This window comes from Vibrio splendidus (assembly GCF_024347615.1).
In the GTDB taxonomy this organism is placed as follows: Bacteria; Pseudomonadota; Gammaproteobacteria; order Enterobacterales; family Vibrionaceae; genus Vibrio; species Vibrio splendidus.
Genome location: NZ_AP025509.1, coordinates 1449277 through 1475235, shown reverse-complemented (window position 1 = coordinate 1475235; position 25959 = coordinate 1449277). Strand labels below are relative to the sequence as shown.

General features: G+C 45.8%; 22 protein-coding genes. 20 read left to right on the top strand and 2 right to left on the bottom strand.

Translation table 11 applies throughout. The features are described from left to right. Positions 1–20 precede the first annotated feature (20 nt). Positions 21–725 carry a response regulator gene (locus OCU90_RS23730; RefSeq protein WP_017105425.1) on the bottom strand — a complete coding sequence of 235 codons (705 nt, stop codon included), beginning with the start codon at positions 723–725 and terminating at the stop codon, positions 21–23. Positions 726–1004: 279 nt separating this feature from the next. On the opposite strand from OCU90_RS23730, the gene OCU90_RS23725 reads away from it, so the two are divergent. Both OCU90_RS23725 and OCU90_RS23720 read left to right on the top strand, forming a co-directional pair. Then, positions 1005–2117, top strand: a complete 1113-nt coding sequence (locus OCU90_RS23725; RefSeq protein ID WP_061021034.1) for a hypothetical protein — start codon at positions 1005–1007, stop codon at positions 2115–2117. A 308-nt stretch (positions 2118–2425) separates the two neighbouring features. Then, positions 2426–3625, top strand: coding sequence for a diaminopropionate ammonia-lyase (locus OCU90_RS23720; RefSeq protein ID WP_061021032.1), 1200 nt, complete (start codon positions 2426–2428; stop codon positions 3623–3625). A 176-nt stretch (positions 3626–3801) separates the two neighbouring features. Here OCU90_RS23720 and OCU90_RS23715 read toward each other — a convergent pair whose 3' ends face one another. Next, positions 3802–4293: an Lrp/AsnC family transcriptional regulator gene (locus OCU90_RS23715; protein ID WP_004732456.1), complete on the bottom strand. Its 492-nt coding sequence runs from the start codon at positions 4291–4293 to the stop codon at positions 3802–3804. Between the two features lie 310 nt (positions 4294–4603). Here OCU90_RS23715 and OCU90_RS23710 point away from each other — a divergent pair, with 310 nt between their 5' ends. The 18 genes from OCU90_RS23710 (at position 4604) to OCU90_RS23625 (ending at position 25871) form a co-directional block, all read left to right on the top strand. Continuing rightward, entirely contained in the window at positions 4604–5398 is a 795-nt protein-coding gene (locus OCU90_RS23710) for a maleate cis-trans isomerase family protein (RefSeq protein WP_061021031.1), read from the top strand. A 101-nt stretch (positions 5399–5499) separates the two neighbouring features. Beyond that, positions 5500–6696 carry a M20 aminoacylase family protein gene (locus OCU90_RS23705; protein ID WP_061021029.1) on the top strand — a complete coding sequence of 399 codons (1197 nt, stop codon included), beginning with the start codon at positions 5500–5502 and terminating at the stop codon, positions 6694–6696. 235 nt (positions 6697–6931) lie between these two features. Continuing rightward, entirely contained in the window at positions 6932–7975 is a 1044-nt protein-coding gene (locus tag OCU90_RS23700) for a TRAP transporter substrate-binding protein (RefSeq protein WP_004732448.1), read from the top strand. 120 nt (positions 7976–8095) lie between these two features. Further along, positions 8096–8638 carry a TRAP transporter small permease gene (locus tag OCU90_RS23695; RefSeq protein ID WP_061021027.1) on the top strand — a complete coding sequence of 181 codons (543 nt, stop codon included), beginning with the start codon at positions 8096–8098 and terminating at the stop codon, positions 8636–8638. Beyond that, positions 8635–9978 carry a TRAP transporter large permease gene (locus OCU90_RS23690; protein WP_061021025.1) on the top strand — a complete coding sequence of 448 codons (1344 nt, stop codon included), beginning with the start codon at positions 8635–8637 and terminating at the stop codon, positions 9976–9978. Before OCU90_RS23695 ends, OCU90_RS23690 begins: the two co-directional genes overlap by 4 nt. A 37-nt stretch (positions 9979–10015) precedes the next feature. After that, positions 10016–11197 (top strand): M24 family metallopeptidase, encoded by a 1182-nt coding sequence (locus OCU90_RS23685; protein WP_061021024.1) that lies wholly within the window; start codon positions 10016–10018, stop codon positions 11195–11197. 402 nt (positions 11198–11599) lie between these two features. After that, a complete protein-coding gene (betI, locus tag OCU90_RS23680) occupies positions 11600–12202 on the top strand; it encodes a transcriptional regulator BetI (protein ID WP_004732441.1) in 603 nt (200 codons plus the stop codon). Positions 12203–12333: 131 nt separating this feature from the next. Beyond that, positions 12334–13794, top strand: coding sequence for a betaine-aldehyde dehydrogenase (betB, locus tag OCU90_RS23675; RefSeq protein ID WP_061021022.1), 1461 nt, complete (start codon positions 12334–12336; stop codon positions 13792–13794). A 72-nt stretch (positions 13795–13866) separates the two neighbouring features. Then, on the top strand, positions 13867–15594 hold the full coding sequence (gene betA / locus OCU90_RS23670; protein ID WP_061021021.1) for a choline dehydrogenase: 1728 nt from the start codon (positions 13867–13869) through the stop codon (positions 15592–15594). Between the two features lie 145 nt (positions 15595–15739). Continuing rightward, entirely contained in the window at positions 15740–16711 is a 972-nt protein-coding gene (locus OCU90_RS23665) for a choline ABC transporter substrate-binding protein (protein ID WP_061021019.1), read from the top strand. A 95-nt stretch (positions 16712–16806) separates the two neighbouring features. Continuing rightward, the gene (gene choW, locus OCU90_RS23660; protein WP_009845976.1) at positions 16807–17649 is read left to right on the top strand and encodes a choline ABC transporter permease subunit; all 843 of its coding nucleotides are present in this window, start codon (positions 16807–16809) and stop codon (positions 17647–17649) included. 2 nt (positions 17650–17651) lie between these two features. After that, positions 17652–18866, top strand: a complete 1215-nt coding sequence (gene choV / locus OCU90_RS23655; protein ID WP_017078464.1) for a choline ABC transporter ATP-binding protein — start codon at positions 17652–17654, stop codon at positions 18864–18866. A gap of 362 nt (positions 18867–19228) precedes the next feature. Continuing rightward, positions 19229–19711, top strand: coding sequence for a MarR family winged helix-turn-helix transcriptional regulator (locus OCU90_RS23650; RefSeq protein ID WP_004732429.1), 483 nt, complete (start codon positions 19229–19231; stop codon positions 19709–19711). A gap of 276 nt (positions 19712–19987) precedes the next feature. Further along, a complete protein-coding gene (locus OCU90_RS23645; RefSeq protein ID WP_061021017.1) occupies positions 19988–21403 on the top strand; it encodes a coniferyl aldehyde dehydrogenase in 1416 nt (471 codons plus the stop codon). 85 nt (positions 21404–21488) lie between these two features. Beyond that, positions 21489–21932 (top strand): hypothetical protein, encoded by a 444-nt coding sequence (locus tag OCU90_RS23640; RefSeq protein WP_004732424.1) that lies wholly within the window; start codon positions 21489–21491, stop codon positions 21930–21932. A 225-nt stretch (positions 21933–22157) separates the two neighbouring features. Beyond that, positions 22158–23363, top strand: a complete 1206-nt coding sequence (locus OCU90_RS23635; protein ID WP_061021016.1) for an iron-containing alcohol dehydrogenase — start codon at positions 22158–22160, stop codon at positions 23361–23363. Between the two features lie 207 nt (positions 23364–23570). Then, a complete protein-coding gene (locus OCU90_RS23630; protein ID WP_017081369.1) occupies positions 23571–24002 on the top strand; it encodes a tetratricopeptide repeat protein in 432 nt (143 codons plus the stop codon). 123 nt (positions 24003–24125) lie between these two features. Further along, positions 24126–25871, top strand: coding sequence for an arylsulfatase (locus tag OCU90_RS23625; RefSeq protein WP_061021014.1), 1746 nt, complete (start codon positions 24126–24128; stop codon positions 25869–25871). The last annotated feature ends 88 nt before the right edge of the window (positions 25872–25959 follow it).

The window sequence follows — 25959 nt, the reverse complement described above, 5'->3', positions numbered from 1 at the left end:
TACGCTCGTATTGAGCGAGGTTAGTGCCAGGCGGTTGAAACAAATAAATAGCCTTTACCGCGAATGGTCTGAATTTTTTCTGCTGGTGTGTGGTCGTCGCCCAGTATTTTTCTTAGACGCACGACTTTGTTGTCTATCGTCCGATCGATCCCGTCGTACTCAATGCCACGTAATGTTTGCGTCAAATAGTCACGTGATAACGGCGTATCAGGGTTGCTCGCTAACAACCAAAGTAGGTCAAATTCACTGTCGGTGAGTGACAAAACTGCACCTGAAAGTTCACACTTCTTATAGGTGTTTTTCAGAACGAGTTGATCGAACTGAAGGTTTTCTGAGTCATCGACTGAAGCTGTGTTGGCGTCTTGGCGGCGTAATAGCGAACGAACTCTGGCCAGCAGAACTCTTGGTTTGATTGGCTTGGTGACATAGTCATCAGCCCCTGTCTCTAAACCAGCGACGTGATCAAAGTCGTCATCGCTAGCGGTGAGCATCAAGATTTTACCTTTATAGTGCGTACGCGTCTGTCGGCAGATTGTAAGCCCATCAGTTACAGGAAGCATCAAATCCAATAGCACGATGTCAGGTTGCTCCGCGAGGATGGTCTGTGCGGCATCGCTGCCATCGTCCAATACGGTGACATCAAAATCTTGCGCGACAAAGTAGTCTTGCAGCATTTTCTGAAGTTTCAAATCGTCTTCCACGATGATCATTTTAGGTTTTGTCATTCCATTATCAGCCTTGTCGTGCGTTTCATTTATTGAGATTACGTGAGGGAGCCTTACCTAGTGGTTAGCTATTGTGGCATCTCTAAATTGCATGCTTTACGTAAAATACCTGACATGAATGATTAAACACTTTCCACGCCAGTTCAATGATGATTTTGAATTTGTGCGAAAATAAAAAACAATGTTCAAAAAGACATACATTCTCATACATTCGCACGACAGATGTTTTCTTCTTTAAATAATAGAATTTTCCCATCAAACATTTTTGGGAATTACCATATGAATAGCTATAGAAAAACGTTATTGGCATTACCTTTGATTCTTTTAGCTGGCTGTAACTCAAGCTCCAACTCGGGTAAATCGGCAGGTAACGCTGCCACTAAAGCGCAAGTGAAACCTAAGGCGGATTATGTATTCTCATCAGTGAAATTAGGCAAGTTGTATCAAGAGCGAGAAGAGCTTCAAGAGTCAATGAAGCTTGATTACGATGGTGTGCAATATGAAACAATTCTGTTTGCTGAAGAGCTCAGTGATGAGCAAAAGGTGGTTAGGCTAGCAAGTCGCTTAGGTCAGAGTGTTGATCTGTATCTTCCTGATGCAGGCGTCGATGACTGCGGTATTTACAGCGAAGGCAATTACTATGATTCGTTTGATTGTGGTACGGCTCAACGTTCAATTGGCAATGATACGACGTTAATCCAAGCGACAACGAATGGTAGAAAGCTTGCTGTTAAGCTTGAATACCAAAATGAGTTGTCGCAATACGTGACGAGCCTAGGTTCGACGATTCTGAGTAAATCCAAAAATGGTAATAAAGTCACCATCACCACATCGTTTGCCTTCAACGTTTTTTACCGCGATGTGCTCAACGAGACTGGCGCTGTTGAGCGCATTACTTCCACTCTAGGCGCATCAACCTATTCTCAGCTTTTTGATATCGTGAAGTTATACCGAGGCAGTGAGATGACGTTGAAGTTCACTAACCATATCGGTGGCAGTGCTGATGATGAAATCAACATGTACACCGGGCGCATGATTAAGAACAACAAGATGACGACAATCGTGACTCCAACGGGCTCGGTTTTCTCGGGTGGTACGGATCTATTTGCTGCTGGTAATCCACGTATCTTACAGCGCTCTAACACCAAGCAGGCCATTGAATTAAACAAACAAATCGGCGTGCACAGTTGGGGGACGGGCGATAAGACCGCAAAAGATTTCCCGTATACTGAGGAGAGCCACCGTAAGCAAGCGACGTATTTTAAGAAGGTGATGGGAGATACAGGGATTGATTTTTACATCTTCACTTTAGACTCTGCGCCATCTGATGGTGAACACTGGGTGACTAAGACCGACTCAGATAAATACGGCTTCATCACTCGCATTGAGTAGCTTAAGCTCGGATTAAAATTAGAAACGACTTGAAAGGGTTGGTGATGACGTTGTTGTCACCAACCCTTTGAGCATCTGTTGTTTAGTGTACTGGCATATTGAGTCGTCGAGTACCGATGTTCGTTGGTGAATAAATTCTTCATTTAACACTCATGTAACAATTAATTCCCGCAGATCGTGTGATAAGAATGTGTAATCACGGCACTTTTTTATCGATAGAATTTATTATCCGCAGCCTTACGGGCCGTTAGGTTTCTATAATCTAACGATGTAAGGAGCATGTGAATGACTAATAAGGACGATCATTTATGCAGTTACTGGCAGGCACTCTGACCCACTACGCTAACCCTCAAGCACGCCCTGAATTGGAATACTCGAGTGGGCAGCGTGACATTTTAAGTGTCGCGAACTCTCAACAGGCGATTAAAGATATCTCTCAATGGCCAGGCTACTCTGTTACTCCTCTACACGAGCTGAATGCAATCTCTGCTGAGATCGGCGTAAACAAGTTTTGGTACAAAGATGAATCGCAACGTTTTGGCCTGAAGAGTTTTAAAGCACTGGGCGGCGCTTATGCCGTTGCTCGTCAGCTTCAGATTGAAATCGCCAATCGCTATGGGAAGAACCCTACCATCAGTGAGCTGCTCAACGGGGAGTGGAAATCAGAAGTTGCTGAAATCGTTGTCAGCTGTGCGACAGACGGAAATCATGGTCGCTCCGTCGCATGGGGCGCACAAATGTTTGGTTGTGGTTGTGTTATCTACATTCACCGTGACGTCTCGGAAGGCCGCAAGCAAGCGATGGAAGCGTTCGGTGCAGAAGTAGTACGCATTACTGGTAACTACGATGAATCCGTTCGTTTGGCCGACTCAGAAGCTAAAGCGCAAAATCGCGTGATTGTTTCGGACACCTCTTACGAAGGCTACATGGAAATCCCTAAAGACGTTGCTCTAGGCTATACCGTGATGTTGGCTGAAATTGTAGAGCAATTGAATGGCGAGATTCCAACCCATGTCTTTGTACAAGGGGGAGTGGGTGGTTTGGCATCTGCTGTCTGTGGTTACTTCTGGGATCTATGGGGCGTCGATCGTCCACGTTTTGTAATCATAGAACCTGAGCAGGCTAACTGCTTACAGAAGAGTGCTCAAGCTGGAAAACCTATCGTGGTTACGGGCGACTTAGAGACGCTGATGGCCGGTTTGGCATGTGGTGAAGTTTCAAGCTTAGCGTGGACGATTCTACAAAATGGTGCTGATGACTTTATGACGTTGAGCGAAGAAGCCATTCCGCAAGCGATGCGCATGTTGGCAAGTGGCGAACAAACGGAAGTAGCGATAGAGGGCGGGGAATCTGCAGTTCCTGGATTTGCCGCAGCGATCATCGCCAAGCAAGATCCGAACTTCGCTGAAAAATTGAATTTGACTCAAGACAGTCGAGTGCTAGTGATTGGTACTGAAGGGGCAACCGACCCGGATCTCTACCAACAGATCATCGACAACAAAATCTAATAGCGAAAAGTACATAGTTAGCAGTTAGCAGTTAATAGTTAATAGCTAATCGCGAACAACGAATAATAAAGTAAGCCCCAAGGTTGGCGGTATGTAAGGTTTCTTCATACCGTCTTTTTTCCTCTCTTTTCTGACTTCATTTCACGACACGCCTTGCTTTCTAATCGCGCTGGTCATCAATCACGCTGCTCATCAATTGGAATCGTCAGCCCAACCTTGACGTTATCCATCACCACATTGGTTTGAAAGCTCTTGATATTGGCATTGTCGAAGAAGGCTTCACGAGTAAAGTTGTCGTAACCCTCCATATCCGCTGCTGTGACAATCATGATGAAATCTGAACTGCCGGTTACGTAATAGCATTGCTGTACTGAGCGGTTTGAACTCATCTCTTTTTTGAAATTGTGCATCAAATCCACACGCTCACGCTCTAGCGTTACCTGAACGATAAACGTCATTCCGTGGCCGACTGCCTTTGGGTTGATAACGGAGACATCAGCTTGAATGACACCTTGCGCTCTCATGCGTTTTAAACGGCGCTGAACAGCAGCAGGAGAGAGCCCGACCTTTTCTGCAATCTTGTCTGAGGTAGCTCTGTTTGAGTCTTGTACGATGTTGAGGATCTTCTTGTCGAAACTGTCGACCACCAATGCAGGTTGCTGTGTCATACCCATACTTCCCAATATCTGTTTGTAAATTAATTGTTTCTTTTGAACCAGTGTGTGATCGAGTTAAAGGTATTTAGCCTTAACATTTAGACCTCAATGAACGAGAACAAAAAACCACTATAACGCAGAAAAAATGCGGAATTTCTGCACAACAAGGTAATTATTTAATGATAATCCTTAAAGTTATCGGTGCATTATTAATCTTGTGAACGAAATGTAAAGATCAAATTGACAGGGTTTGAAAATTATATGAAACATGTTGTTAACATCCTTTGGGCGATGTTAACTCTCGCTCAAGGAGTTGGAAAGTATGAAATCTGCAACCGCTACTTTACAGTTTGAATTAGAAAAATTGGCACCAGCAGGACGCGTCGGTGTGATTGCGTTAGCGACAGATTTCAATATTGAGCGTGATTTAAACGCCCTGTATCCAAACGATGTGCAATCGTTCACCAGCCGCCTAAGAAACTACAATCCATTGACGATAGAAAACCTGCGTAAGATGGAACCGGGAATCGCCGCTTGTGCCGATACCATCCTACCGGGCACTGAATTGGATGTGGTGATTTACGCTTGCACCTCCGGCACTGTGGCGATTGGCAGCGAGCGCATTACGCAGCTCATTCATCAGTCTCGCCCAAACGCTGCGGTTACGAATCCGGTGACCGCTGCCTTGGCGGCTTTCGACAGTTTTAAAGCTAAGCGCATCTCGGTATTAACGCCTTATACCGAAGCCGTGAATAAAGATGTCGCGGCATTTTTTGAATCACAAGGCATTGAGGTGTTGAGCATCGCAGGCTTTGGTTTTGAAGATGACACTGCGATGACGTTTATTTCTCCAATGGACATCAAACAAGCCGCGATACAAGTCTGTGACCCTGAAGCGGATCTTCTGTTTATCTCTTGCACTGCGTTGCGAGCAGCATCGGTGATTGAATCCATTGAAGCGGAATTAGATAAGCCCGTTGTCAGCAGCAATCAGGTGTTGGCTTGGCACTCGCTTCAGTTGATGAACTACCCCATACCCATTAAAGGGTTTGGTGCACTGCTAGAGCACCATCTCCAACCATCCTCAGATAATTGCCGAAGGTCGCAGTCGTTGTAACGACCTTTGATTAAAGCTGCTCGCTTTGCGTTTAACTTCAGCAGCCAAGCTAACTCTACATTTAACGTTAATACAAAGAATTACACTTTGGGATCACTACTATGCCGTCTACTTTCTCGATCAAACCAGACCAACTGTCTTCGCAGCTTATTCAAAGCATGACGGAGTGGCGTCAACACTTACACCGTTTCCCTGAGTGTGGCTTTGACGTCAACCTCACCTCTGATTTCATCGCCAGTAAGCTTGAGAGCTTTGGCATTGAAGTGGTGCGTAACATCGGTAAAACAGGATTAGTAGGGATACTTCGTTCCGGATCAAGTGAGGCAAGTATTGGCCTAAGAGCTGACATGGATGCTTTGCACATTCATGAACAAAACAGCTTTGCGCATTGCTCACAACACGACGGAAAGATGCACGCTTGTGGCCACGATGGGCACTCTGCAATGCTGCTTGGTGCGGCAAGTTATCTAGCCGAGAACCCAACTTTTGATGGCACGGTGTATTTCATTTTTCAACCCGATGAAGAGCACGGTTGTGGCGCGCAAGCGATGATAGACGATGGCTTGTTTGAGCGATTCTCGATTGATGAGGTGTATGGGGTTCACAACTTCCCCGGTCTAGCGGAAGGTGAATTGATGGTTCGCCCCGGATCATTAATGGCCAGTGAGAGTAGCTTTGAGATCACCATCAATGGTGTGGGTGGACATGCTGCTCTGCCGCATCAAGGGGTCGATCCTCTCGTCGTTGGCTCGCAAGTCATTCTTGGTCTGCAAACCATCGTGTCTCGTAATCTCAGTGCGATTCACGACACGGCTGTAGTCTCTGCCACCGAATTTATTACCGATGGCACGGTCAACGTCATCCCGACTCAAGTAGTCATTAAAGGCGATTGTCGCTGCTTCACTGAATCTTCCCTCGATCGAATCAAGCAAAGCATGGAGCGAATCGTGGCGGGCATTTGTCAGGCAGCAGGCGCGACTTACGACTTCGAGTTTATCAATACCTTCTACCCAACCATCAACAGCGAGCAACAAACCCAATATTCGGTTGCCGCCGCGCAGAAGGTGCTTGGTGTAGAGAACGTTAATGAGGCCTGTGACCCACTGACAATTTCGGAAGATTTCTCAAGCATGTTGCGCGTTAAACCGGGCTGCTATGTGCTGTTGGGTAATGGCACGGAATCGGTCGGTGGTTGCGCACTGCATAACCCGAAATACGACTTTAATGACGGCATCTTAAATCTCGGTGCGAGTTACTGGATTCAGTTGGTGAACGATCGTTTAGCAAGGCCAATTTAGAAATTCTTATTTAGAAACAATGAATTAGAAGTAAATCAATGAGAAGTAACAACTCAATTAGAAGCAATAACTCAATTTGAAGTAACAAGTATAGAAACAGATTCAGCAGTGACGTATTTGGCACTGCAAGATGGCTGACTTTAAACGGAGTTTATTGTCGACACAGCCAAAACTGAAGCGCGTGAAGTGACCAAGGTCATCAGCGTGTAATTAGGATAATAAAAGGAAAGACAGGATGAAACGATTAGGCGTAGCACTGCTAAGTTTGAGCATGGTTTTTGGCGTTCATGCCGAAACATGGAAGTTTGCTTCAGAAGAGGACAAAACAGACGTTCAAGACATCTATGCGCAAAAATTTGCGGAAGTAATCAAGAAGGAATCTGATGGCGACATCCGTGTTCGCATCTATTACTACGGTCAACTGGGTACAGAAAACGACATCGTAGAGCTGGCTGCTAAGGGCACGATTCAATTTGTGTCGGTAGGCGCGGGTCACTTAGGGTCTTACGTACCTGAAGTTCAAGCGGTGAGCTTACCGTATGTTCTTGGTACTAACGAAGCGATCACGCATAAGGTCTTAACGGAAAGTCCAACCATCTACAACAAGCTGGCACCTAAGTTTGAGAGCGTAAACTTAAAGCTGTTGTCGATGATGTCTGAAGGCGAAATGGTTTGGGGCGGCAATAAACCTATCCGTACACCTGAAGATTTTGCGAACCAGAAAATCCGTACTTTCACTTCAACCATTCCTGTTGAAACCTACAAAGCGTTTGGTGCAACACCTACTCCTCTTTCTTGGGGTGAAGTGTACGGTTCATTACAACTTAAGACCATCGATAGCATGGTTAACCCGATTTACTTCATCTACAACGCGAAGTGGCATGAGGTTCAAGACTACCTAATGTTCCCAGGTCAGCAACCCTATGTGAGCACGGTTTCGACCAATAGCAAGTGGTACAACGGCCTGTCGAAAGAGAAGCAAGCGATGGTCGACAAAGCAATTACAGCGGCAGACCAAGCGGCTTACGACTATCAGGTACGCATCAACAAAGAGAACATGGACAAGATCTTAAAAGAGCGTCCAGACATGCAAGTGGTTGTGTTAACTGAGGAAGAGCGTGAACGCTTCAAGGTCCTCAGTCAAAAGCTGCACACGACTTACTATGACGTGGTAGCAAATGCCTACCCTGCCGGTGAGCAAAGTGAAGCGCGTGAGGGTGCGAAAACCATTCTCGAAGAAATCCTAGATGAAGTGAAGGCTGCTTCAGCGACGCAATAGAAAGCGTTGTCAGGATGAATGCTATCCGCTGTTTATTGGCAGCGGTTAGCTTATCCCCACCTTCTCCAAATTGTGGCAATGGACCCCTGTCACTGAACGAAGTATGGAGCACTGCCTGTTATGAAAAAACTGCTACATAAAATAAGCGTCGCGACAGAAAAGCTAGAACGCTTTTTGATCACAGCCGCTATTCTCGCGATGATGATCAACTCCACCGCCAATGCGATTGGGCGATATGCCTTCAATAAAAGCCTGTTCTTCTCAGAAGAGCTTAACCAATTTGTTATTGTCTCAGTGACCTTTATTGGCTTCGCCTATGCCGTCCGCCAAGGTCGAAATATCCGCATGACTGCGGTGTACGATTCACTGAGTTTCAAAGCCCAGAAGGTGCTCACCACCGTGATTGCATTGTTGACTGGGATGTTGATGTTTTACCTCGCTTATCACGCCTTCCTGTATGTCCAAGAGTTGAAGTCAATCAACCGACTTAGCCCAGCGCTGCAGTTTCCGGTGTATTGGGTCTACTCCATTATTCCAATCGGCTTTGCCATAGCAGGGCTGCAATACAGCATGAGTTTTTTGATGAACTTGCTGCATAAAGAAATCTACGTGTCATTCGATGTCATAGAGAATAAACATAACAACGTGGGTGAATTCGAATGAGTGATATTGCACAATTTTTCTCGGACATTATTGCCGGCGAACTTGATATTTATGTCATCACTTTTACTTTGGTCTCTGTGATGGTGATTCTGCTCTTTTTGAGCTTCCCAATGATCGTGCCGTTAGCGGTTGGCGCGTTAATCGGCTTGATTCATTTCTCTCAGGTTGAGCCGGGAGTGCTGATTCAGCAAATGGTGACAGGCATTTCGCCGAACGCCTTGATTGCGGTGCCGATGTTCATCTTAGCTGCGGATATTATGACGCGTGGTCACACGGCCTATAACTTGCTGGGTCTGATTCAAGCGTTTGTCGGACATCTGCGTGGTGGATTACCGATTACTACGTGTATCAGCTGTACTTTATTCGGTTCTGTTTCCGGTTCGACTCAGGCGACCGTGGTGTCGGTTGGCCAAATCATGCGCCCGAAGTTGCTGCAAGCAGGGTACAAAGACAGCTTTGTGATGGCGCTGATCATCAATGCCAGTGACATCGCGTTTCTTATTCCGCCAAGTATTGGTTTGATTCTTTATGGCACCTTAGCCAACGCCAGTGTGGGCGAATTGTTCATTGCTGGTATTGGCCCAGGTTTAGTGCTCGCGAGCTTGTTCTCGTTATACAGCTATGCCTACAGCGTCAAACACAGCGATACCATCACTTTGGTTGAAAAAGCCAACACCGCAGAACGCATTGAAGCGATCAAGAAAGCGATTCTTCCTCTCGGTTTCCCTGCTTTAATTATCGGCGGTATCTACTCTGGGGTCGTGACGCCAACAGAAGCCGCTTCGTTTGCGGTGCTGTATGCGATCATAGTTGAGTGCATTTTCTATCGCAAACTTGGCGTTAAAGACATCTGCGATGCGGCGTTAAATACTGGCTTGATTACCGCAGTTGTATTTGTGCTGGTGGGTGTTGGTCAGGCTTTTTCTTGGTACATCTCTTTCGAACAAATCCCTCAAGAACTATTAGCACCTTTGGACTTAGAGAGTGCCTCTCCAGAGTACATATTGTTTGTCATCGCACTGACTTTCTTTGTCGGCTGTATGTTTGTGGATTCGTTAGTGGTCTTGCTGATCTTGACGCCGATTTTCATGCCGATTGTTGATGCAGCAGGCATCGACCCGATATTGGTGGGTGTGATGGTGACATTGCAAATGGCCATTGGCTCAGCGACACCACCTTTTGGGTGCGACATCTTTACTGCTATCGCCATCTTTGAAAAGCCTTATATGGAAGTGATTCGCGGGACGCTGCCGTTCTTCCTGATCTTGGTGCTGATGTCTGCGTTGCTGATTTTCTTCCCAAGCATCGCTCTGTTGCCAAGAGACATCTTATTCAATTAACCCGTCGAGTTACCCTTATTCAATCAAGGATAGAGATATGAGTATATTGCCGTTAACACCTCCGCAGAGAGGGTTTGAATCAGCAGAACTCGAGCAACGTACTGTCGAGTTGCAACAACGTCTTCGCGCGCAAAACATCGATGCTGCGTTTTTTACGACCGAACCAGAATTTCGGTATTTCAGTGGCTTCAAATCGCAGTTTTGGGAAAGCCCAACGCGTCCGTGGTTTTTGGTGGTGCCAGCGGTTGGTAAGCCCATAGCGGTAGTACCAGAGATCGGTGTGGCTGGTTTCGACGATACATGGATTGAAGATGTGCGCAGTTGGCCGTCGCCAAGGCCAGAAGATGACGGTATCTCTTTGTTAGCTTCTACGCTATCTGAAGTCTCTAAAGGTTCTCGCAGAATCGGTTCGATGATTGGCCCGGAAACACACCTACGTATGCCTGCCACTAACTATGCGTTGTTACAGCAGAAGTTGAGCCAACATAGTGTGGTTGATGTGTCATTCATGGTTCGCGATCTGCGCAGTGTTAAGTCTCAAGCGGAGATCGATAAAGTACGCTTCGCTTGCCAAGTGACAGCGGCGGGCTTTGAGTATCTTCGTCATAACCTCGCGATAGGGATGACGGAACGACAGGCGTGTAAAGCCATGCATTTGGAGATGCTGCGTTTGGGCGCCGATGCGTGTCCTTATCTGATTTCGGCATCCGGCCAAGGTGGCTATGACAACATCATCATGGGGCCAACCGATCGTATGCTCTCTGAAGGAGATGTACTGATCATCGATACGGGGGCTAACTTTGATGGCTATTTCAGTGATTTTGACCGGAACTATGCGTTTGGGCATGCGCAGCCAGATACGATAGCGGCTTATGACGCAGTATATCAATCGACAGAAGCGGGGCTCGCGATGGCAGAGCCGGGACGAACAACCGGAGACGTGTGGCAAGCCATGTGGTCGGTGCTCGAAAAGAACGGCGCGCTTGGCAACGATGTGGGTCGTATGGGGCATGGATTAGGCATGCAGCTAACAGAGTGGCCATCACATGTACCAAATGGTGACGTGATATTAAAACCCGGCATGGTGTTAACGTTAGAGCCCGGTATGGCGTTTGCGAAAAACCGCATGATGGTACACGAGGAAAACATCGTCATCACCGAATCTGGCTGCGAAATGCTGCATCAAAGATCTTGGCAGTTGATGCCGATTATTGGCTAATTGCGCTTAGAATCTAGTCATAATTTTGAATCCTGGTAGAGGAGGGCGTTCAAGCACTTTGTTGGACGCTCGGTTTTCTTTTTCACTTCGCTATACCTCGTCATCTTTTACACTTAAATACCTCTAATTTCCGAATGCCTCTTTGTTTCAAGAATCTCTCTTTCTGTTCAAATATTGTCCTTGTTGAGCAAAAACATTTGACCAATAACTATCACACCTCAAATCTTTAATTGTTTTCGTTAGTGCTCTAAATGATATTTAATTCATTGTTTTATAATAGTTTTTGTTGTTTTGAATGCTGTATTGTTACGAGTTTGTTTTAAATAATCATTTGAACCCTAACTAAATTTCTGTCATTTTATATTTAACTGAACGTTCAATATAAAATAAAAGGACTAAGAAATGCCGAAGGTTGGGATGCCTGATATACGTAAACCACAGCTTGTTCAAGCCACCATGACGGTGATTGATCGAGTGGGTTTGCATGCCGCGAGTATTGCGTTGATCAGCAAAGAAGCGGGAGTCTCCACTGGCATTATTAATCACTATTTTGGTGGAAAGCATGGGCTGCTCGAAGAGACCATGCGTGAAATCCTTCGCCAACTTTCCAATACCATCACCACGTCACTAAAAGCACTTCCTGTTGATGCTCACCAACAGAGAATTAACGCGATCATCGATGGCAACTTCGAAGGTTATCAAGCAGAAAATAAGGTCGCGAAGGCGTGGTTGGCATTTTGGTCATATTCAATGCATGACGAGCAGCTGAAAAGACTGCAACGTGTGAATGAAAAACGTTTGATTTCACACTTACGTCTTGAGTTGAAAGGTATTTTGAATCATGAACAAGCGGATCTCGTTGCTCACGGGATTGCGTCTCTGATTGATGGTTTGTGGCTGAGAGGCACATTAAACCCAGATGGTATCGATGCTCAAAAGGCGCGTGCCATCATCAATGATTATCTAGATAAACAACTTACGTTCTACTCGTGTCACAGCAAATAGATCGCAGTGGTAGCGTTAGACCTAGACCTAGACCTAAACCTAGAGCAAGAGCTAGAACGACCACTATTCGCACCCAATACTCACATATAGACCAGTAGAGTCTAATAACAATAATTAAGTCAGAATCTCAAATGGAAATGAACTCGTTATACATCGATGGCGCAGCGGTTAAAGCAACCTCTGGTGAAACCTTTGATAGCATTAACCCTGCGAACGGTGAACCTATCGCGACGTTAGGCCAAGCATCTTCAGCGGATGTCGACAGTGCTATTGAATCTGCGAAACGCGGATTTGCGGTATGGTCTGCAATGACCGCTGTGGAACGCAGCCGTATTCTTTTGAAGGCAGTGGAAATACTTAGAGCTCGAAATGATGACCTTGCAAACCTTGAGGTTGTTGATACAGGCAAGCCGCTGCAAGAAGCGATTGAAGTGGATGTGGCGTCTGGCGCTGATGTTATTGAATACTTTGCAGGCTTGGCTCCAACGCTACAAGGCGACCAACAACCGCTGAGCGAATCTCAGTTCTTCTACACTCGCCGCGAGCCGCTAGGCATTTGTGCGGGCATTGGCGCGTGGAACTACCCAATTCAAATCGCGATGTGGAAATCGGCTCCGGCATTAGCCGCGGGTAACGCGATGATTTTCAAACCTTCAGAAGAAACGCCGCTAACGGCGCTCAAGCTTGCAGAAATCTTTACTGAAGCTGGTCTTCCTGATGGCGTGTTTAACGTGGTTCAGGGCGATTACCGTGTTGGTCAGATGCTAACGGCGCACCCAGACATCGCGAAAGTGTCGTTCACGGGCGAAACCGGTACCGGTAAAGCGGTAATGGCAGACAGCGCTAAGACGCTGAAATCAGTCACCATGGAACTTGGCGGCAAGTCACCGATGATCGTGTTTGATGATGCGAAATTGGATGATGCAGTTTCCGCTTCGATGGTTGCTAACTTCTACACCCAAGGCGAAGTGTGTACTAACGGTACCCGTGTTTATGTACACGAAAACATCTACAACGCATTCATCGACCAACTTAAAATACGCACTGAGAAACTGATCATTGGTAACCCAATGGACATGGAGACTCAGATCGGCGCGTTGATTTCTAAAGAACACCTTTCAAAAGTTCTCGAAGCGATTGAGCTGGCAAAACAGTCAGGGGCAACTCTGCTGACTGGCGGCTATCGAGTGACAGACAACGGCTTAGCGAACGGCAACTTTGTTATCCCAACCGTGTTTGTGGATTGCGAAGACAACATGCCTCACGTTCAACAAGAGATCTTCGGCCCTGTAATGTCAGTGTTGAAGTTTACGGACGAAGACGATGTGATTCGCCGCGCTAACGACACCAAATATGGCCTAGCGGCTGGCGTGTTCACGCAAAACCTTTCTCGTGCTCACCGTGTTATTCATCAAATGCAGGCAGGTATTTGTTGGGTGAACACGTGGGGCGACTCACCGGCAGAAATGCCTGTTGGTGGTTACAAGCTTTCAGGTATTGGCCGTGAAAATGGACCAGAAACCCTACTTCACTATACGCAGACTAAGAGCATTCTTATTGAACTTGGCGACTACGCCAGCCCTTATGCCTAACGCGTAACACTCAATTTTATGGGTTAGCTTAACAGAGCTAGCCCTACTGACTCATCTCAGGGAAATCAAAACATGGAACAACGCTACGATTATATTATCGTCGGCGCGGGTTCGGCCGGCTGTGTGTTAGCGGATAGGCTAACGGAAAGCGGTGAACATAGCGTTTTATTACTGGAAGCTGGTGGCACGGACAAGAGTATTTTTATCCAAATGCCAACCGCGCTTTCTTACCCAATGAATACTGAAAAGTACGCTTGGCAATTTGAAACAGAGAAAGAACCGGGCCTTGATGGACGTGAACTGCACTGCCCACGTGGCAAAGTTTTAGGCGGCAGCTCATCAATTAACGGCATGGTTTATGTTCGTGGCCACGCGTGTGATTTTGACCAATGGGAAGAAGAGGGCGCTGCGGGTTGGAACTACCAAGCATGTCTGCCTTATTTCCGCCGCGCTGAATCATGGAACAAAGGCGGTGATGAATACCGTGGTGACAATGGTCCTGTCGGCACTTGTAACGGTAACGATATGGAGCTTAACCCGCTTTACCAAGCGTTCATCGATGCAGGTAAAGACGCCGGTTACCCAGAAACACAAGATTACAACGGCTACCAGCAAGAAGGCTTCGGCACCATGCATATGACGGTAGACAAGGGTGTTAGAGCCTCAACCTCTAACGCTTATCTACGTCGAGCATTGAAGCGTTCAAACCTAACCTTGAAGAAAGGTATCGTGGCGCGTCGTTTCTTACTTGAAGCACTCGACGTAAAAGACCAGTCATCAAAAGGTCAATCAGGCTTGAAAGCCGTCGGTGTCGAGTTTGAAAAGTCAGGCAATACTCAAGTGGCTGTGGCGAACAAAGAAGTGATCTCTTCTGCGGGTTCTATCGGTTCTGTTCAACTGCTTCAGCTTTCTGGTATCGGCCCGAAAGCCGTGCTTGAAAAGGCAGGCGTTGAGCTTAAACACGAGCTGAATGGCGTAGGTGAAAACCTTCAAGATCACCTAGAAGTGTACTTCCAATATCACTGCAACGAACCCATCACGCTCAACAGCAAGCTTGGTTTAGTCAGCAAAGGCATGATTGGTGCAGAATGGATTTTGACTCGTAAAGGCCTTGGTGCCACTAACCACTTTGAATCGTGCGCGTTTATTCGTTCTCGCAAAGGATTGAAGTGGCCAAACATTCAATATCACTTCCTACCAGCAGCGATGCGTTACGACGGACAAGCGGCCTTTGATGGTCACGGTTTCCAAGTACACGTTGGGCCTAACAAGCCAGAGAGTCGCGGTACGGTTGCGATCACTTCTGCTGATCCGCATGCCAAGCCAGAGATCATTTTCAACTACATCTCGACTGAACAAGATCGCCAAGATTGGCGCGATTGTATTCGTCTGACGCGTGAGATTTTGTCTCAACCTGCGATGGATGTGTATCGAGGAAAAGAGATTCAGCCGGGTCTAAATATTACTTCCGATGAAGCAATTGATGAATGGGTTAAGCAGAACGTTGAAAGTGCTTATCACCCTTCATGTGGCTGCAAAATGGGTTCAGATGATGATCCAATGGCAGTGCTTGATGAAGAGTGTCGCGTTCGCGGTGTCGATAATTTACGTGTTGTCGACTCATCGGTTTTCCCAACCATTCCAAACGGTAATTTGAACGCCCCGACCATTATGGTTGCTGAGCGTGCTTCCGATTTGATTTTAGGTAAGCCGATGCTCAAAGAGCAGGGCGTTTCAGTGTGGATTGCACCTGAGTGGCAAGAGAAGCAAAGAATAAATAAACCAGTAAGAGAAGCGTAAGCCTCTGTTATTAGTTAAAAAATAGAAAATATTTCAAAAATAGAAAAAGCAAAAAGTAACAACAAAAATTAGTCAAAAGTCAGAAGAACTGCTCTCTATCGGTGTTGATATCGAGCAGAAAAAGGAAAGATAAAAAGGAACCATTATGACGACTCTAAATATTCAGAACGTGACGACAAAAACGTTAACAGCACTAGCCATTAGTTCATTTGCATTTGGTGCTAACGCTTCTATTGAACCACAGCAATGTGAAAACGTTCGCTTCGCTGATGTAGGCTGGACTGACATTACCGCAACAACCGCCGTTACTTCTGAACTATTAAAAGGCCTTGGTTACAAAACCAAAACCGACCTACTTTCAGTACCGGTGACTTACTCTTCAATGGCGAACGGCGATATTGATGTATTCCTAGGTAACTGGATGCCAACCATGGAAGGCGATATTGCTAAGTACCGTGAAGCGGGCACGGTTGAAACCGTTCGTGCCAACCTTGAAGGCGCAAAATACACGCTAGCCGTACCAAAATACGTGTACGACTCTGGCGTAAAAAGCTTCGCAGACCTAGCAAAACATGCCGACAAATTTAAAGACCGCATCTACGGCATCGAGCCGGGTAACGACGGTAACCGCTTAATCCAATCAATGATTGATTCTGACGCGTTTGGCTTGAAAGATTTCAGCCTAGTGGAATCAAGTGAAGCGGGCATGGTATCGCAAGTATCTCGCGCTGCTCGTCGTAGCCAGTGGATCGTTTACCTTGGTTGGGCTCTGCACCCAATGAACAGCAATGTTGAAATGGAATACCTATCAGGTGGTGACGACTTCTTTGGCCCTAACTACGGTGGCGCGAATGTTTACACTAACGTTCGTTCAAACTACCTGTCTGAGTGTGCAAATGTCGGTCAACTTCTACAAAACCTAGAATTCACTCTAGAGATGGAAAACCAGTTGATGGAAGAGATTCTTAACCAAAAAGTGAAGCCAGAAAAAGCGGCTCAACAATGGTTGAACAAGAACCCTCAACAAGTGGAAGCTTGGTTAGACAATGTAAAAACGCATAAAGGTGAATCAGCGACTCAAGCCGTTACTGAATACCTAAAGCAAGTTAAAGCTTAGTTCTACCTATCTCAACAGCTACATAAATAATAAAGGTGGGCTTGCCAATTTATCGATTGGTTTGAAGTAGCCCACCCATAATAAAAGGCAATATTGTGAATTTTATTACGGAAAACAAAATCCCTGTCGGACAATGGATGGAAGCGGGTGTTGATTGGCTAACAATCAATGCAGCAGGATTCTTTGACGCTATTTCGATTTTTCTAGAAACCGTCATTATGTTTTTAGTCGATGTATTTAAGTGGATGCCGCCTGCACTGCCAATCGTGATGACTGCTGCGATTGCATGGTACTTACACCGTAAACCTTCGCTAGTGATCTTTGTGGTCGCGGCACTGCTGACTATTCTTAACCTCGGCTACTGGCAAGAAATGCTGGAAACCTTTGTTCTCGTCTTTGCGGCGACAACGATTTCCGTATTAATTGGCGTACCGGTTGGCATCATGGCTGCTCACCGTCCTTGGCTCTATACAGTTTTGCGTCCAATCCTTGATTTGATGCAGACAGTCCCAACTTTCGTTTATCTGATTCCAACTCTGGTTCTATTCGGCTTGGGTATTGTTCCTGGCTTAATCTCGACCATTATTTTCGCGATAGCTGCACCGATTCGTTTAACCTACTTAGGCGTCACTAAAGTGCCGGAAGAGTTGATTGAAGCGGGTAAAGCGTTTGGTGCCAGCCGCATGAAATTGCTGATGAAGGTCGAATTACCGGCGGCTCTACCAAGTATCATGGCGGGTGTAACCCAATGTATTATGTTGTCGCTTTCGATGGTGGTTATCGCCGCTCTTGTCGGTGCTGACGGACTTGGTAAACCTGTTGTTCGTGCATTGAACACAGTGAACATCTCACAAGGTTTTGAAGCTGGATTAGCGATTGTATTAGTCGCAATCATCCTTGACCGCTTGTGCAAAACACCAAACCAGAAGGAAGCTTAATCATGTCTAACTCTCAGGAAAAAAAGACAATGGACGCGATTACCATTAAGAATCTCGATGTTGTGTTTGGTAATAAATCGAAACAAGCGCTTGAGCTACTCGACCAAGGTAAAACTCGCCAAGAGATCATTGATGAAACTGGTCAAGTTGTCGGCGTAGACAATGTGTCGCTGACCGTTGAAGAAGGCGAGATTTGTGTGCTGATGGGGTTGTCTGGTTCTGGTAAATCATCTTTGCTTCGCGCAGTTAACGGCCTGAATGAGATCAGCCGTGGCTCATTGGCGATCAAAGATGGAGACAAGCAGGTTGATTTAGGTGAACAGTGCGACGAAGCGACCTTGCGTCATCTTCGTACTCACCGCGTTTCTATGGTGTTCCAAAAATTTGCCCTAATGCCTTGGTTAAACGTGTTAGATAACGTGGCGTTTGGTCTAGAAATGCAAGGCGTAGCCAAAGATGTTCGTCGTGCTAAAGCGCGTGAACAACTTGAAATGGTGGGTTTGGCAGAGTGGGAAACCAAGTATCCGCATGAGCTTTCTGGCGGTATGCAGCAACGTGTTGGTCTAGCGCGTGCCTTTGCGATGGATACCGACATTCTTCTTATGGATGAACCGTTTTCAGCGCTTGATCCGCTGATTCGTGCGCAGTTGCAAGATGAGCTAATTTTATTGCAAAACAAGCTTAACAAAACGATTTTGTTCGTGAGTCATGATTTAGACGAAGCGCTGAAGATTGGTAATAACATTGCGATCATGGAGTCAGGCAAACTGATTCAACACGGTAAGCCTGAAGAGATCGTACTGACGCCAAAAACCGAATACGTAAAAGACTTCGTTGCTCACACCAATCCATTGAATGTGCTTAAAGGTCGTTCTTTAATGCAGCCTCTTGATTCACTGACGCAAGAGAATGAAAGCTGGAAGATCTGCGATTCTAAAGATCTCTGGATTGAACAGAATGAAGGTGCTTTATCGGTGAAAGGTGAATCTACCTTGGCGCTTGTTGAGTGGAGCGAGTCTGACGACCTAACCGCGATTAACGCGTCTAGTGTGGTAGTGACAAGCCCGGAGATTGGTATGCGTGATGCGATTAAGCTTAAGCAGATCAGTAACCACCCAATTCTGTTGGTTGAAAATAATCAATTGGTAGGGATTTTGGATAACAGCGAGTTTTACAACGCGCTAACGGGTAACTTTCAGATGAATACCGCTGCGTAAAATTTCGTTTTTCAGCTTAGCTATTGAGGCTGGTTTTTTATTGGGTGGAGAGGATTAAATCTCTCTACCTCTATGATTATTAAAATATATTATTCTTTGAGTTTGTATTCTCTGGTTCATTATTTTTGTCTTCATTGAAGCTTTCATTCCCCCTTCATTAAGCAAAAGTGCCGTACCACGCAAGTTTAGTGGTATAGAAAAGATTGAGAATAGTATGAACATCAGTACAATGCGGAAAAATCAATGAAGTAATTTATCAATTTACAGTGTAATTCGAGCGCGCGTGACGTAATCACTCGAGACATTTCATCGCTTCGACGCTGTAAAACCATTCACAGTATATTAGTACAAAGGTCTGCATCTTGGACAAACATGACGAAATCCTGGTCGCTATTCGCCAAATTATTCGCGCTATCGATTTACACTCGAAGAAGCTGAGTAAAGAGTATGGTTTGACTGGCCCTCAATTAATCTTAATGAGAGCAATCCAAGAAATGGGTAATGTGACAATCAAAGAATTGTCTAATCAGACCAATGTAAGCCAAGCAACGACGACGACGATCATCGACCGTCTAGAGTTAAATGGCTATGTACAACGAGTACGCAGTTCATCGGACCGTCGCAAAGTACACGCGAACCTGACTGAAAAAGGTCAAGAGTTGCTAAACAATGCGCCACCGCCGCTGCAAGATAACTTCGTGAAAAAATTCCAAAACCTAGAGACGTGGGAGCAAAGCTTACTGCTTTCTTCGATGCAGCGTGTATCAGCAATGATGAACGCAGAAGACATCGACGCTGCTCCAGTGCTTCAGCTTGAAGGCATTGCAAACGTAGCCAAAAGCTAACGTTATTTTTAAATTATCTATTTAAAACAAAAATTTAAAGAGTTATTAAATGGTCGCATTAAGCGGCCATTTTTGATCTCACCATGTGAGATTTCTCGTTATACCGCCTGTTCGTTACGCCCTTTTATTTTAAATCTCCCTGGGTTTTAACCCTACGTTGTAATCACCCTATTTATTTGTATTCAAAAATGCATTGACGATTCTCTGACAATAAAGATGTAGACCGACCGGTCTGATTTGTATTATTGTGTGCTCATCTTAACCACGAGGTGATGTATGAAATACGAATTGACGCCAACACAAATGACCATGACGTTGAACAACATGCAGGGAGCTTTTGCACAGAACCCGATGCCAGCGGTATCGGTGAGAATTGAGCAGTTGCTTGCACTTAAATCTGCGCTTATCGATTACACAGATCGTTTGTGTTCAGCCGTGAGTGAGGACTATGGTCACCGCAGCCGACAAGACACTTTGATGGCCGACATATTGCCTTGTATCGGAAATATTGATCACAGCATTGAGTGTTTACCTCATTGGTCGACATCTTCGATTCGTCATTCCGGCCCTTTGCTTTCAACCTCTCGTGTTGAAGTGGTTTATCAACCCAAAGGCGTTGTCGGGATCATTGCTCCGTGGAACTTTCCGATTATGTTATCCGTCGGCCCGCTTATTTCGGCGTTGGCTGCGGGCAATCGCGCCATGATCAAGATGAGTGAATTTACCCCAGCGACGAACCAAGTATTAAGAGCGCTATTGGCGGAAGTCTTTCAATCCGATGAGGTGTGCTTGGTCGAAGGTGAGGTAGAAATCGCAGCCGCATTTTCGGCGTTGCCGTTTGATCATCTTCTGTTTACGGGGTCAACCCAAGTGGGTCGCCAAGTGATGAGGTCAGCGGCTGACACGCTAACTCCAGTCACGCTAGAGCTAGGCGGTAAGTCACCGGTTATCGTTGCAGAAGACATGCCAATTGATATCGCGGTTGAGCGAATCATTTATGGTAAGAGCCTCAATAACGGGCAGGTGTGTGTGGCTCCTGACTATGTATTGCTACCTGAAGGGAAAGTTGAATCTTTCATTCAAGAGTATAAAAAACAGTACCAATTGCTGTTCGATGAAGGGGTGTATTCCGAGAGTTTGACGTCCCTAATCAATCCTCGTCAATGCGACCGCATAGTTGGTTTGTTGAATGAAGAACGACAAGCTGGAACGCGAACAGTGGCCTGCCATGACGAAGCGATGGACTTAGATTGCCAACGACTGGTGACACATCTGATTGTTGAACCAAGCCTGTCATCCAAGGTGATGAACGAAGAGATTTTCGGCCCACTATTACCCTTGATTACGTATCGCAATATCGAAGAGGCGTTCCAAGTCATCAATAGCAAACCAAGGCCGTTAGCGCTTTATCTAATGAGCTTTGATTTGAGCTTACAAGCTCAGGTTAAACACCAAGTTCATTCCGGCGGAATGTGTATCAATGACTGTGTTTTCCATTTAGCGGTTGATGACGCACCGTTTGGTGGCATTGGTGAATCAGGGCAGGGCAATTATCACGGTAAAGAAGGTTTCCTTACTTTCTCCCATGCCAAAACCGTCTTGGAAACGGGCTTAGATCATCGAGTTAAGCATCTGTTTTCAAAAGAAGACAACGAATTAAAGACCGCAGTGATGAGCATGCTTGGCAAGTAAATCATTTCTGTCATTACCCAATTTATCTACAAGAAGTTATTTATAAGAAATTATTTTTACGACGTTATTTTAAGAGGTTATTTTTATGTTGGAACGATTTTTTGAACGAACGATGAAAGCGTATTTGATGGTTACAGGATTCTTAACCGCAACCGCTTTCTCTACTTTCCTTGCGCCTGATTGGAGTATGCAAACGCTGTTCTCGTACAACGATACGATGATGGTGAACAAAGAGTATCTTATGGGTACCTATCAACACTGGGGAGTCATGGTTGGCTGTATTGGTGTGTTGTTGATGTTCTCGGCGAAGTACAAATCGCTGCGTACTTCGACCATGATTTACAGTGCATTTGAGAAGTCGATGTTTGTGGGCATATTCTTATACAACGTGTGTATCAACGATTATGAGTGGTTTTATGGTTGGAGCGGTGTGTTTGCGCTCGATGGATTTGTGACTGTCTACTCTTTAGTTTACCTGTATTACTACCTCACTAGAGACAAAAGCAAGGTGCCAGCTCATCTTCGTTAATAGTTAATAGTTAATAGTTAATAGTTAATAAGTTGCTCATGGTGACTCAATGACACTTATTCAATGATCACTCACTTATTACTACAGCCCGCATTTGCGGGCTTTTTCGTTTTGGGGCAATGATCCATAAAGATCTTAATTGACATATCTTTGACATTAACACTCTAGACCGACCGGTTTGTATTGGTTATTGTTTAGTCATCAACTAGAAATGAGGTAAATACCATGACAACCAATAATTTTAACTTTCAACTTAAAACCATTGTTCATGCTCAAGAGAATGGCATTGAAAATATCCCTTCTCTTTTTGGTCGCTTAGGTGCGCAAAGAGTCGTGCTCTTTTCTGATAAAGGCTTGGAGTCTCTTGGCTTTGTTGAGCAGTTCTCGGCGTTGTTTGTAAACGAAAAGGTGAACCAGCCAGGCAATGAACAAGCGGTTCAGCTTGTTGGTGTGTACACCGATATCGCGCCAGACGCGACTTGCGACAACATCAACGCAGCAATTGAGTTTGCAAACAGCGTCAATGCTGATGCGATCTTGTCTGTTGGCGGCGGCAGCGTAATTGATGCTTCTAAAGGTGTGAAATACGCATTTCATAAGAAGCTAGATGACATTCGCACCGTGATTGCGGGTGGCGGTCATATGGATGTGTGGCCAAACAATGAAGATATTCGAGTGCCCCACATTGCGGTTCCGACAACGGCTGGTACGGGCGCAGAAGCCTCTCCGATTGCTGTTTTTTACAATGAACATGAAAACATCAAAGCAAGTCTAGTCGCGTCTGGATTGGAAGCCGATATCGCGATCCTTGATCCAACGGTGACCACTAAGCTGCCAGCTCACCTTACTCGTTCTACAGCCATGGATGCGTTAACACACGCTGTTGAAGCGATTGTGTCACCGATGAGTAATGCATTCACTGACGCTTACGGCATTCAGGCAGCAAAACTGATTATTGAAAACTTACCCTTGGCATTGAAAGAGCCAGAAAACCTAACCGCACGTGGCAATCTTCTTCAAGCAAGCACCATGGCGATCTCTGCATTTTATTCGTCTTTGGGCGGTATTCCGATTCACAACTGTGCTCATGCCTTTGGTGCGATTAGCCACATTCCACATGGCGATGCCAACACGGTGCTGATGCCGGTTGTGATTGAAGCGCTGCCTGAATTCTATATGCCGAATGCGGGGAAGTTAGCTCAAGCTTTCTCTGTCGACACTACGGGAACCGATGAGATGGTTTACCAGAGAGTGTTGGATTTCTTAAACAACTTCCAAACCAGTGTCGGTGCGATGAAGCGTTTCAGCAGCTGGGACTTTGATGCGCAAGAGAAGAGCAACATTGCAGAAGCGATTGAAAAAGACATCTGTTTTCAGTTCTACCCAATCTCGAAACAGACGATTGAAACCATCATAGAGAAAGCGATTTAAGTCTCTGTCTTAATCGACTGAATCTTATGACCATTTAATTCAGTCGATGATTCAGTCCCTGATTCACTCAACAATCATTACTCGAGAGCCAATTATGAAAATCGAAAACGTATTGCTATCAAGCTTGTGCATCATCGCGCCATTCCTACTTTTCACCTAATTCATTCAACAGGGACGTCGAGACCTTTATTCCCGAGGAGGAAATAAATGCTCAATAAACGTTTAACTACCGTGATTTTGGCGGGTGTTTTGGTTGTTCTGTTTTTTGCCAAGGCAAGCTTTGGAAGCGAGAGCTTTGAGAATGAAGCCACCATGGATCAATCGCAGCAGCATCAAGACGTCGTGCAACTGTTGGATGAAGCTTATCAAGGGCAATTGGATGCCCAGCTCTCTGTCGCTTACTTATATCTGAGCGGAGAGGGCGTAGAACAGGATGATGAAAAAGCCGCGGAGTGGTTCGTCACCGCAGCCAATAACGGTAGCCCTGAAGCTCAAACACAGCTTGGGTTGATGTATATCTCTGGAAGTGGCGTTCAAGCCAGCCAAGCGGAGGCTGTCACCTGGATTGGCATGGCAGCAGCTCAAGAGTATGACCCTGCGCTCGACTTATTACATTGGATGTCGCAAGCCGCGCATTAATTCAAATCCTAACTCAGGTTAATCACAGAAAGGTTAACCTCAGAAAAAGTTATTCGCAGAAAAGTTACTCGCAGAAAAGTTAATTACTGAAACAAGTTAATCACAGAAATTGGAGAACGTCTTATGCAGACATTCAAGAAATCTTTAGTCTTCACTGCAATGGCTGCGGCAAGCAGTGCTGCTCTGGCGGCTGAATCAGAAAAACCGAATATTGTTGTTATTGTTGGCGATGATGTTGGCTTTGCCGATACTCAGCCTTATGGCTCAGAAGCCAATACACCAAACCTAATGGCGCTGGCTGAAGAGGGGGTTAAGTTTACTAATTTTCACGCGTCACCAACTTCATCGGTAACGCGCTCTATGATGTTAACCGGAGCAAATAGCCACGAGGTTGGGCTAGGCACCTTCGACTATGCTGTCTATCCGGGTGCGATTGGCAAGCCGGGTTATGAAGGTTACCTCACCAAGAAAGGTGTTACGGTCGCCACGCTGCTTGAAGAGAGCGGCTATAACACTTACCTCTCTGGTAAATGGCACTTGGGGCACGACGATGGCTTCTTACCTGACGATCGAGGTTTTGGTGAGAGTTACGGTATATTAGCGGGCGGCTCTAATCACTTTAATCGAGATATGATGTTCCCGGCCAAAAATGCCGCGACAGCGGATGCGCTGCAAAAAGGGGATATTCCCGGCGTCGAAGTTGAGCCAACTTACCGCAACGGCGAGGTGGTTGAGGATAAATACAAAGGCGAGTACTCAGACCAAGTTTACACCAACGAGATCATCAAGATGATCGACAGCAAAAAAGACGACGGCAAGCCTTTCTTCGCCTACGTCCCATTCACCGGTATTCACCTGCCACTGCAAGCGCCTGAGTCTGCCTATCAAGATAAAGTCGATTACTACGTTGAGCATGGTTGGGACTCGGTTCGAGAAGGCCGTTTCGAACGCATGAAAGAGATGGGTGTGATTCCAAAAGACGCCGATATTTCAGAACGTAACTCATTAAGCCGACCTTGGGACTCGCTCTCTGAGAAAGAACAAAAGTGGTACGGAAAGAAAATGGCTGTCGCGATGGGCATGATGGAAATGCAGGACCAACAAGTCGGTCAGATAGTCGATTACCTGAAAGAAATCGGGGAATACGATAATACTTACATCATGTACCTAGCGGATAACGGCCCAGAAGCGGCGGATATTACCGGTGAAAATATCAGTGATTTGATCCGAACGTGGACTGCTCATCATTTCGATAATTCGACTGAAAATTTGGGTAAGGCGAACTCCAGTGTGTCACTTGGTCCTGAGTGGGCAAGCGCTTCAACTGGCGGCCTATCTTGGTACAAAGCTTATACAGCAGAGGGCGGTATCCGTGTGCCGTTTATCGTTAAGCCAGTCAAAGCGCTTTTAGACGGTGAAGATGCGTTGCAACCGGGAACTCAGACAGACGACTTATCCCAAGTGAAGGACATTGCAGCCACGATTCTTGAGATTGCAGAGGTCGAGCATCCAGGAACGGAATATCAAGGTCGAGAAGTAGCGCCGATGAGTGGTGTGAGCTTGTTGCCTTACTTCAAAGGGGAAACGGCAGACGTGCACAGTGCCAACAATGCGATTCCATTTGAATTGTTTGGTAGCGGAATTCTGCTTAAAGGTGATCATAAGATTATCCGAATTTCTACGGGAATGGGCGGCGACAGTGAGTGGCATTTATACAACACCAAGAAAGATCCAGCTGAGCAACATGACTTGAGAAATGAAATGCCAGATCTGTTCCTTGAAATGGTCGCTGAATATCAAGAATACGAAAAAGCGCAAAATATCGTCCCGGTTGACGAAGCGTGGAACCCGTTTGAAAACGTGAAATAGAGGAAAAACCACTCGGCCAACCTAATGCCATCAAGCTTGGTTGGCCGATGAACACCGTGTAAAGGAATTACGAATTGTTTTAGCTAAT

Bases quoted from the DNA above. Each gene is read 5' to 3' on its own strand.
- OCU90_RS23730 (WP_017105425.1), bottom strand. From the start codon at position 725: ATGACAAAACCTAAAATGATCATCGTGGAAGACGATTTGAAACTTCAG.
- OCU90_RS23725 (WP_061021034.1), top strand. From the start codon at position 1,005: ATGAATAGCTATAGAAAAACGTTATTGGCATTACCTTTGATTCTTTTA.
- OCU90_RS23720 (WP_061021032.1), top strand. From the start codon at position 2,426: ATGCAGTTACTGGCAGGCACTCTGACCCACTACGCTAACCCTCAAGCA.
- OCU90_RS23715 (WP_004732456.1), bottom strand. From the start codon at position 4,293: ATGACACAGCAACCTGCATTGGTGGTCGACAGTTTCGACAAGAAGATC.
- OCU90_RS23710 (WP_061021031.1), top strand. From the start codon at position 4,604: ATGAAATCTGCAACCGCTACTTTACAGTTTGAATTAGAAAAATTGGCA.
- OCU90_RS23705 (WP_061021029.1), top strand. From the start codon at position 5,500: ATGCCGTCTACTTTCTCGATCAAACCAGACCAACTGTCTTCGCAGCTT.
- OCU90_RS23700 (WP_004732448.1), top strand. From the start codon at position 6,932: ATGAAACGATTAGGCGTAGCACTGCTAAGTTTGAGCATGGTTTTTGGC.
- OCU90_RS23695 (WP_061021027.1), top strand. From the start codon at position 8,096: ATGAAAAAACTGCTACATAAAATAAGCGTCGCGACAGAAAAGCTAGAA.
- OCU90_RS23690 (WP_061021025.1), top strand. From the start codon at position 8,635: ATGAGTGATATTGCACAATTTTTCTCGGACATTATTGCCGGCGAACTT.
- OCU90_RS23685 (WP_061021024.1), top strand. From the start codon at position 10,016: ATGAGTATATTGCCGTTAACACCTCCGCAGAGAGGGTTTGAATCAGCA.
- betI (WP_004732441.1), top strand. From the start codon at position 11,600: ATGCCGAAGGTTGGGATGCCTGATATACGTAAACCACAGCTTGTTCAA.
- betB (WP_061021022.1), top strand. From the start codon at position 12,334: ATGGAAATGAACTCGTTATACATCGATGGCGCAGCGGTTAAAGCAACC.
- betA (WP_061021021.1), top strand. From the start codon at position 13,867: ATGGAACAACGCTACGATTATATTATCGTCGGCGCGGGTTCGGCCGGC.
- OCU90_RS23665 (WP_061021019.1), top strand. From the start codon at position 15,740: ATGACGACTCTAAATATTCAGAACGTGACGACAAAAACGTTAACAGCA.
- choV (WP_017078464.1), top strand. From the start codon at position 17,652: ATGTCTAACTCTCAGGAAAAAAAGACAATGGACGCGATTACCATTAAG.
- OCU90_RS23645 (WP_061021017.1), top strand. From the start codon at position 19,988: ATGAAATACGAATTGACGCCAACACAAATGACCATGACGTTGAACAAC.
- OCU90_RS23640 (WP_004732424.1), top strand. From the start codon at position 21,489: ATGTTGGAACGATTTTTTGAACGAACGATGAAAGCGTATTTGATGGTT.
- OCU90_RS23635 (WP_061021016.1), top strand. From the start codon at position 22,158: ATGACAACCAATAATTTTAACTTTCAACTTAAAACCATTGTTCATGCT.
- OCU90_RS23630 (WP_017081369.1), top strand. From the start codon at position 23,571: ATGCTCAATAAACGTTTAACTACCGTGATTTTGGCGGGTGTTTTGGTT.
- OCU90_RS23625 (WP_061021014.1), top strand. From the start codon at position 24,126: ATGCAGACATTCAAGAAATCTTTAGTCTTCACTGCAATGGCTGCGGCA.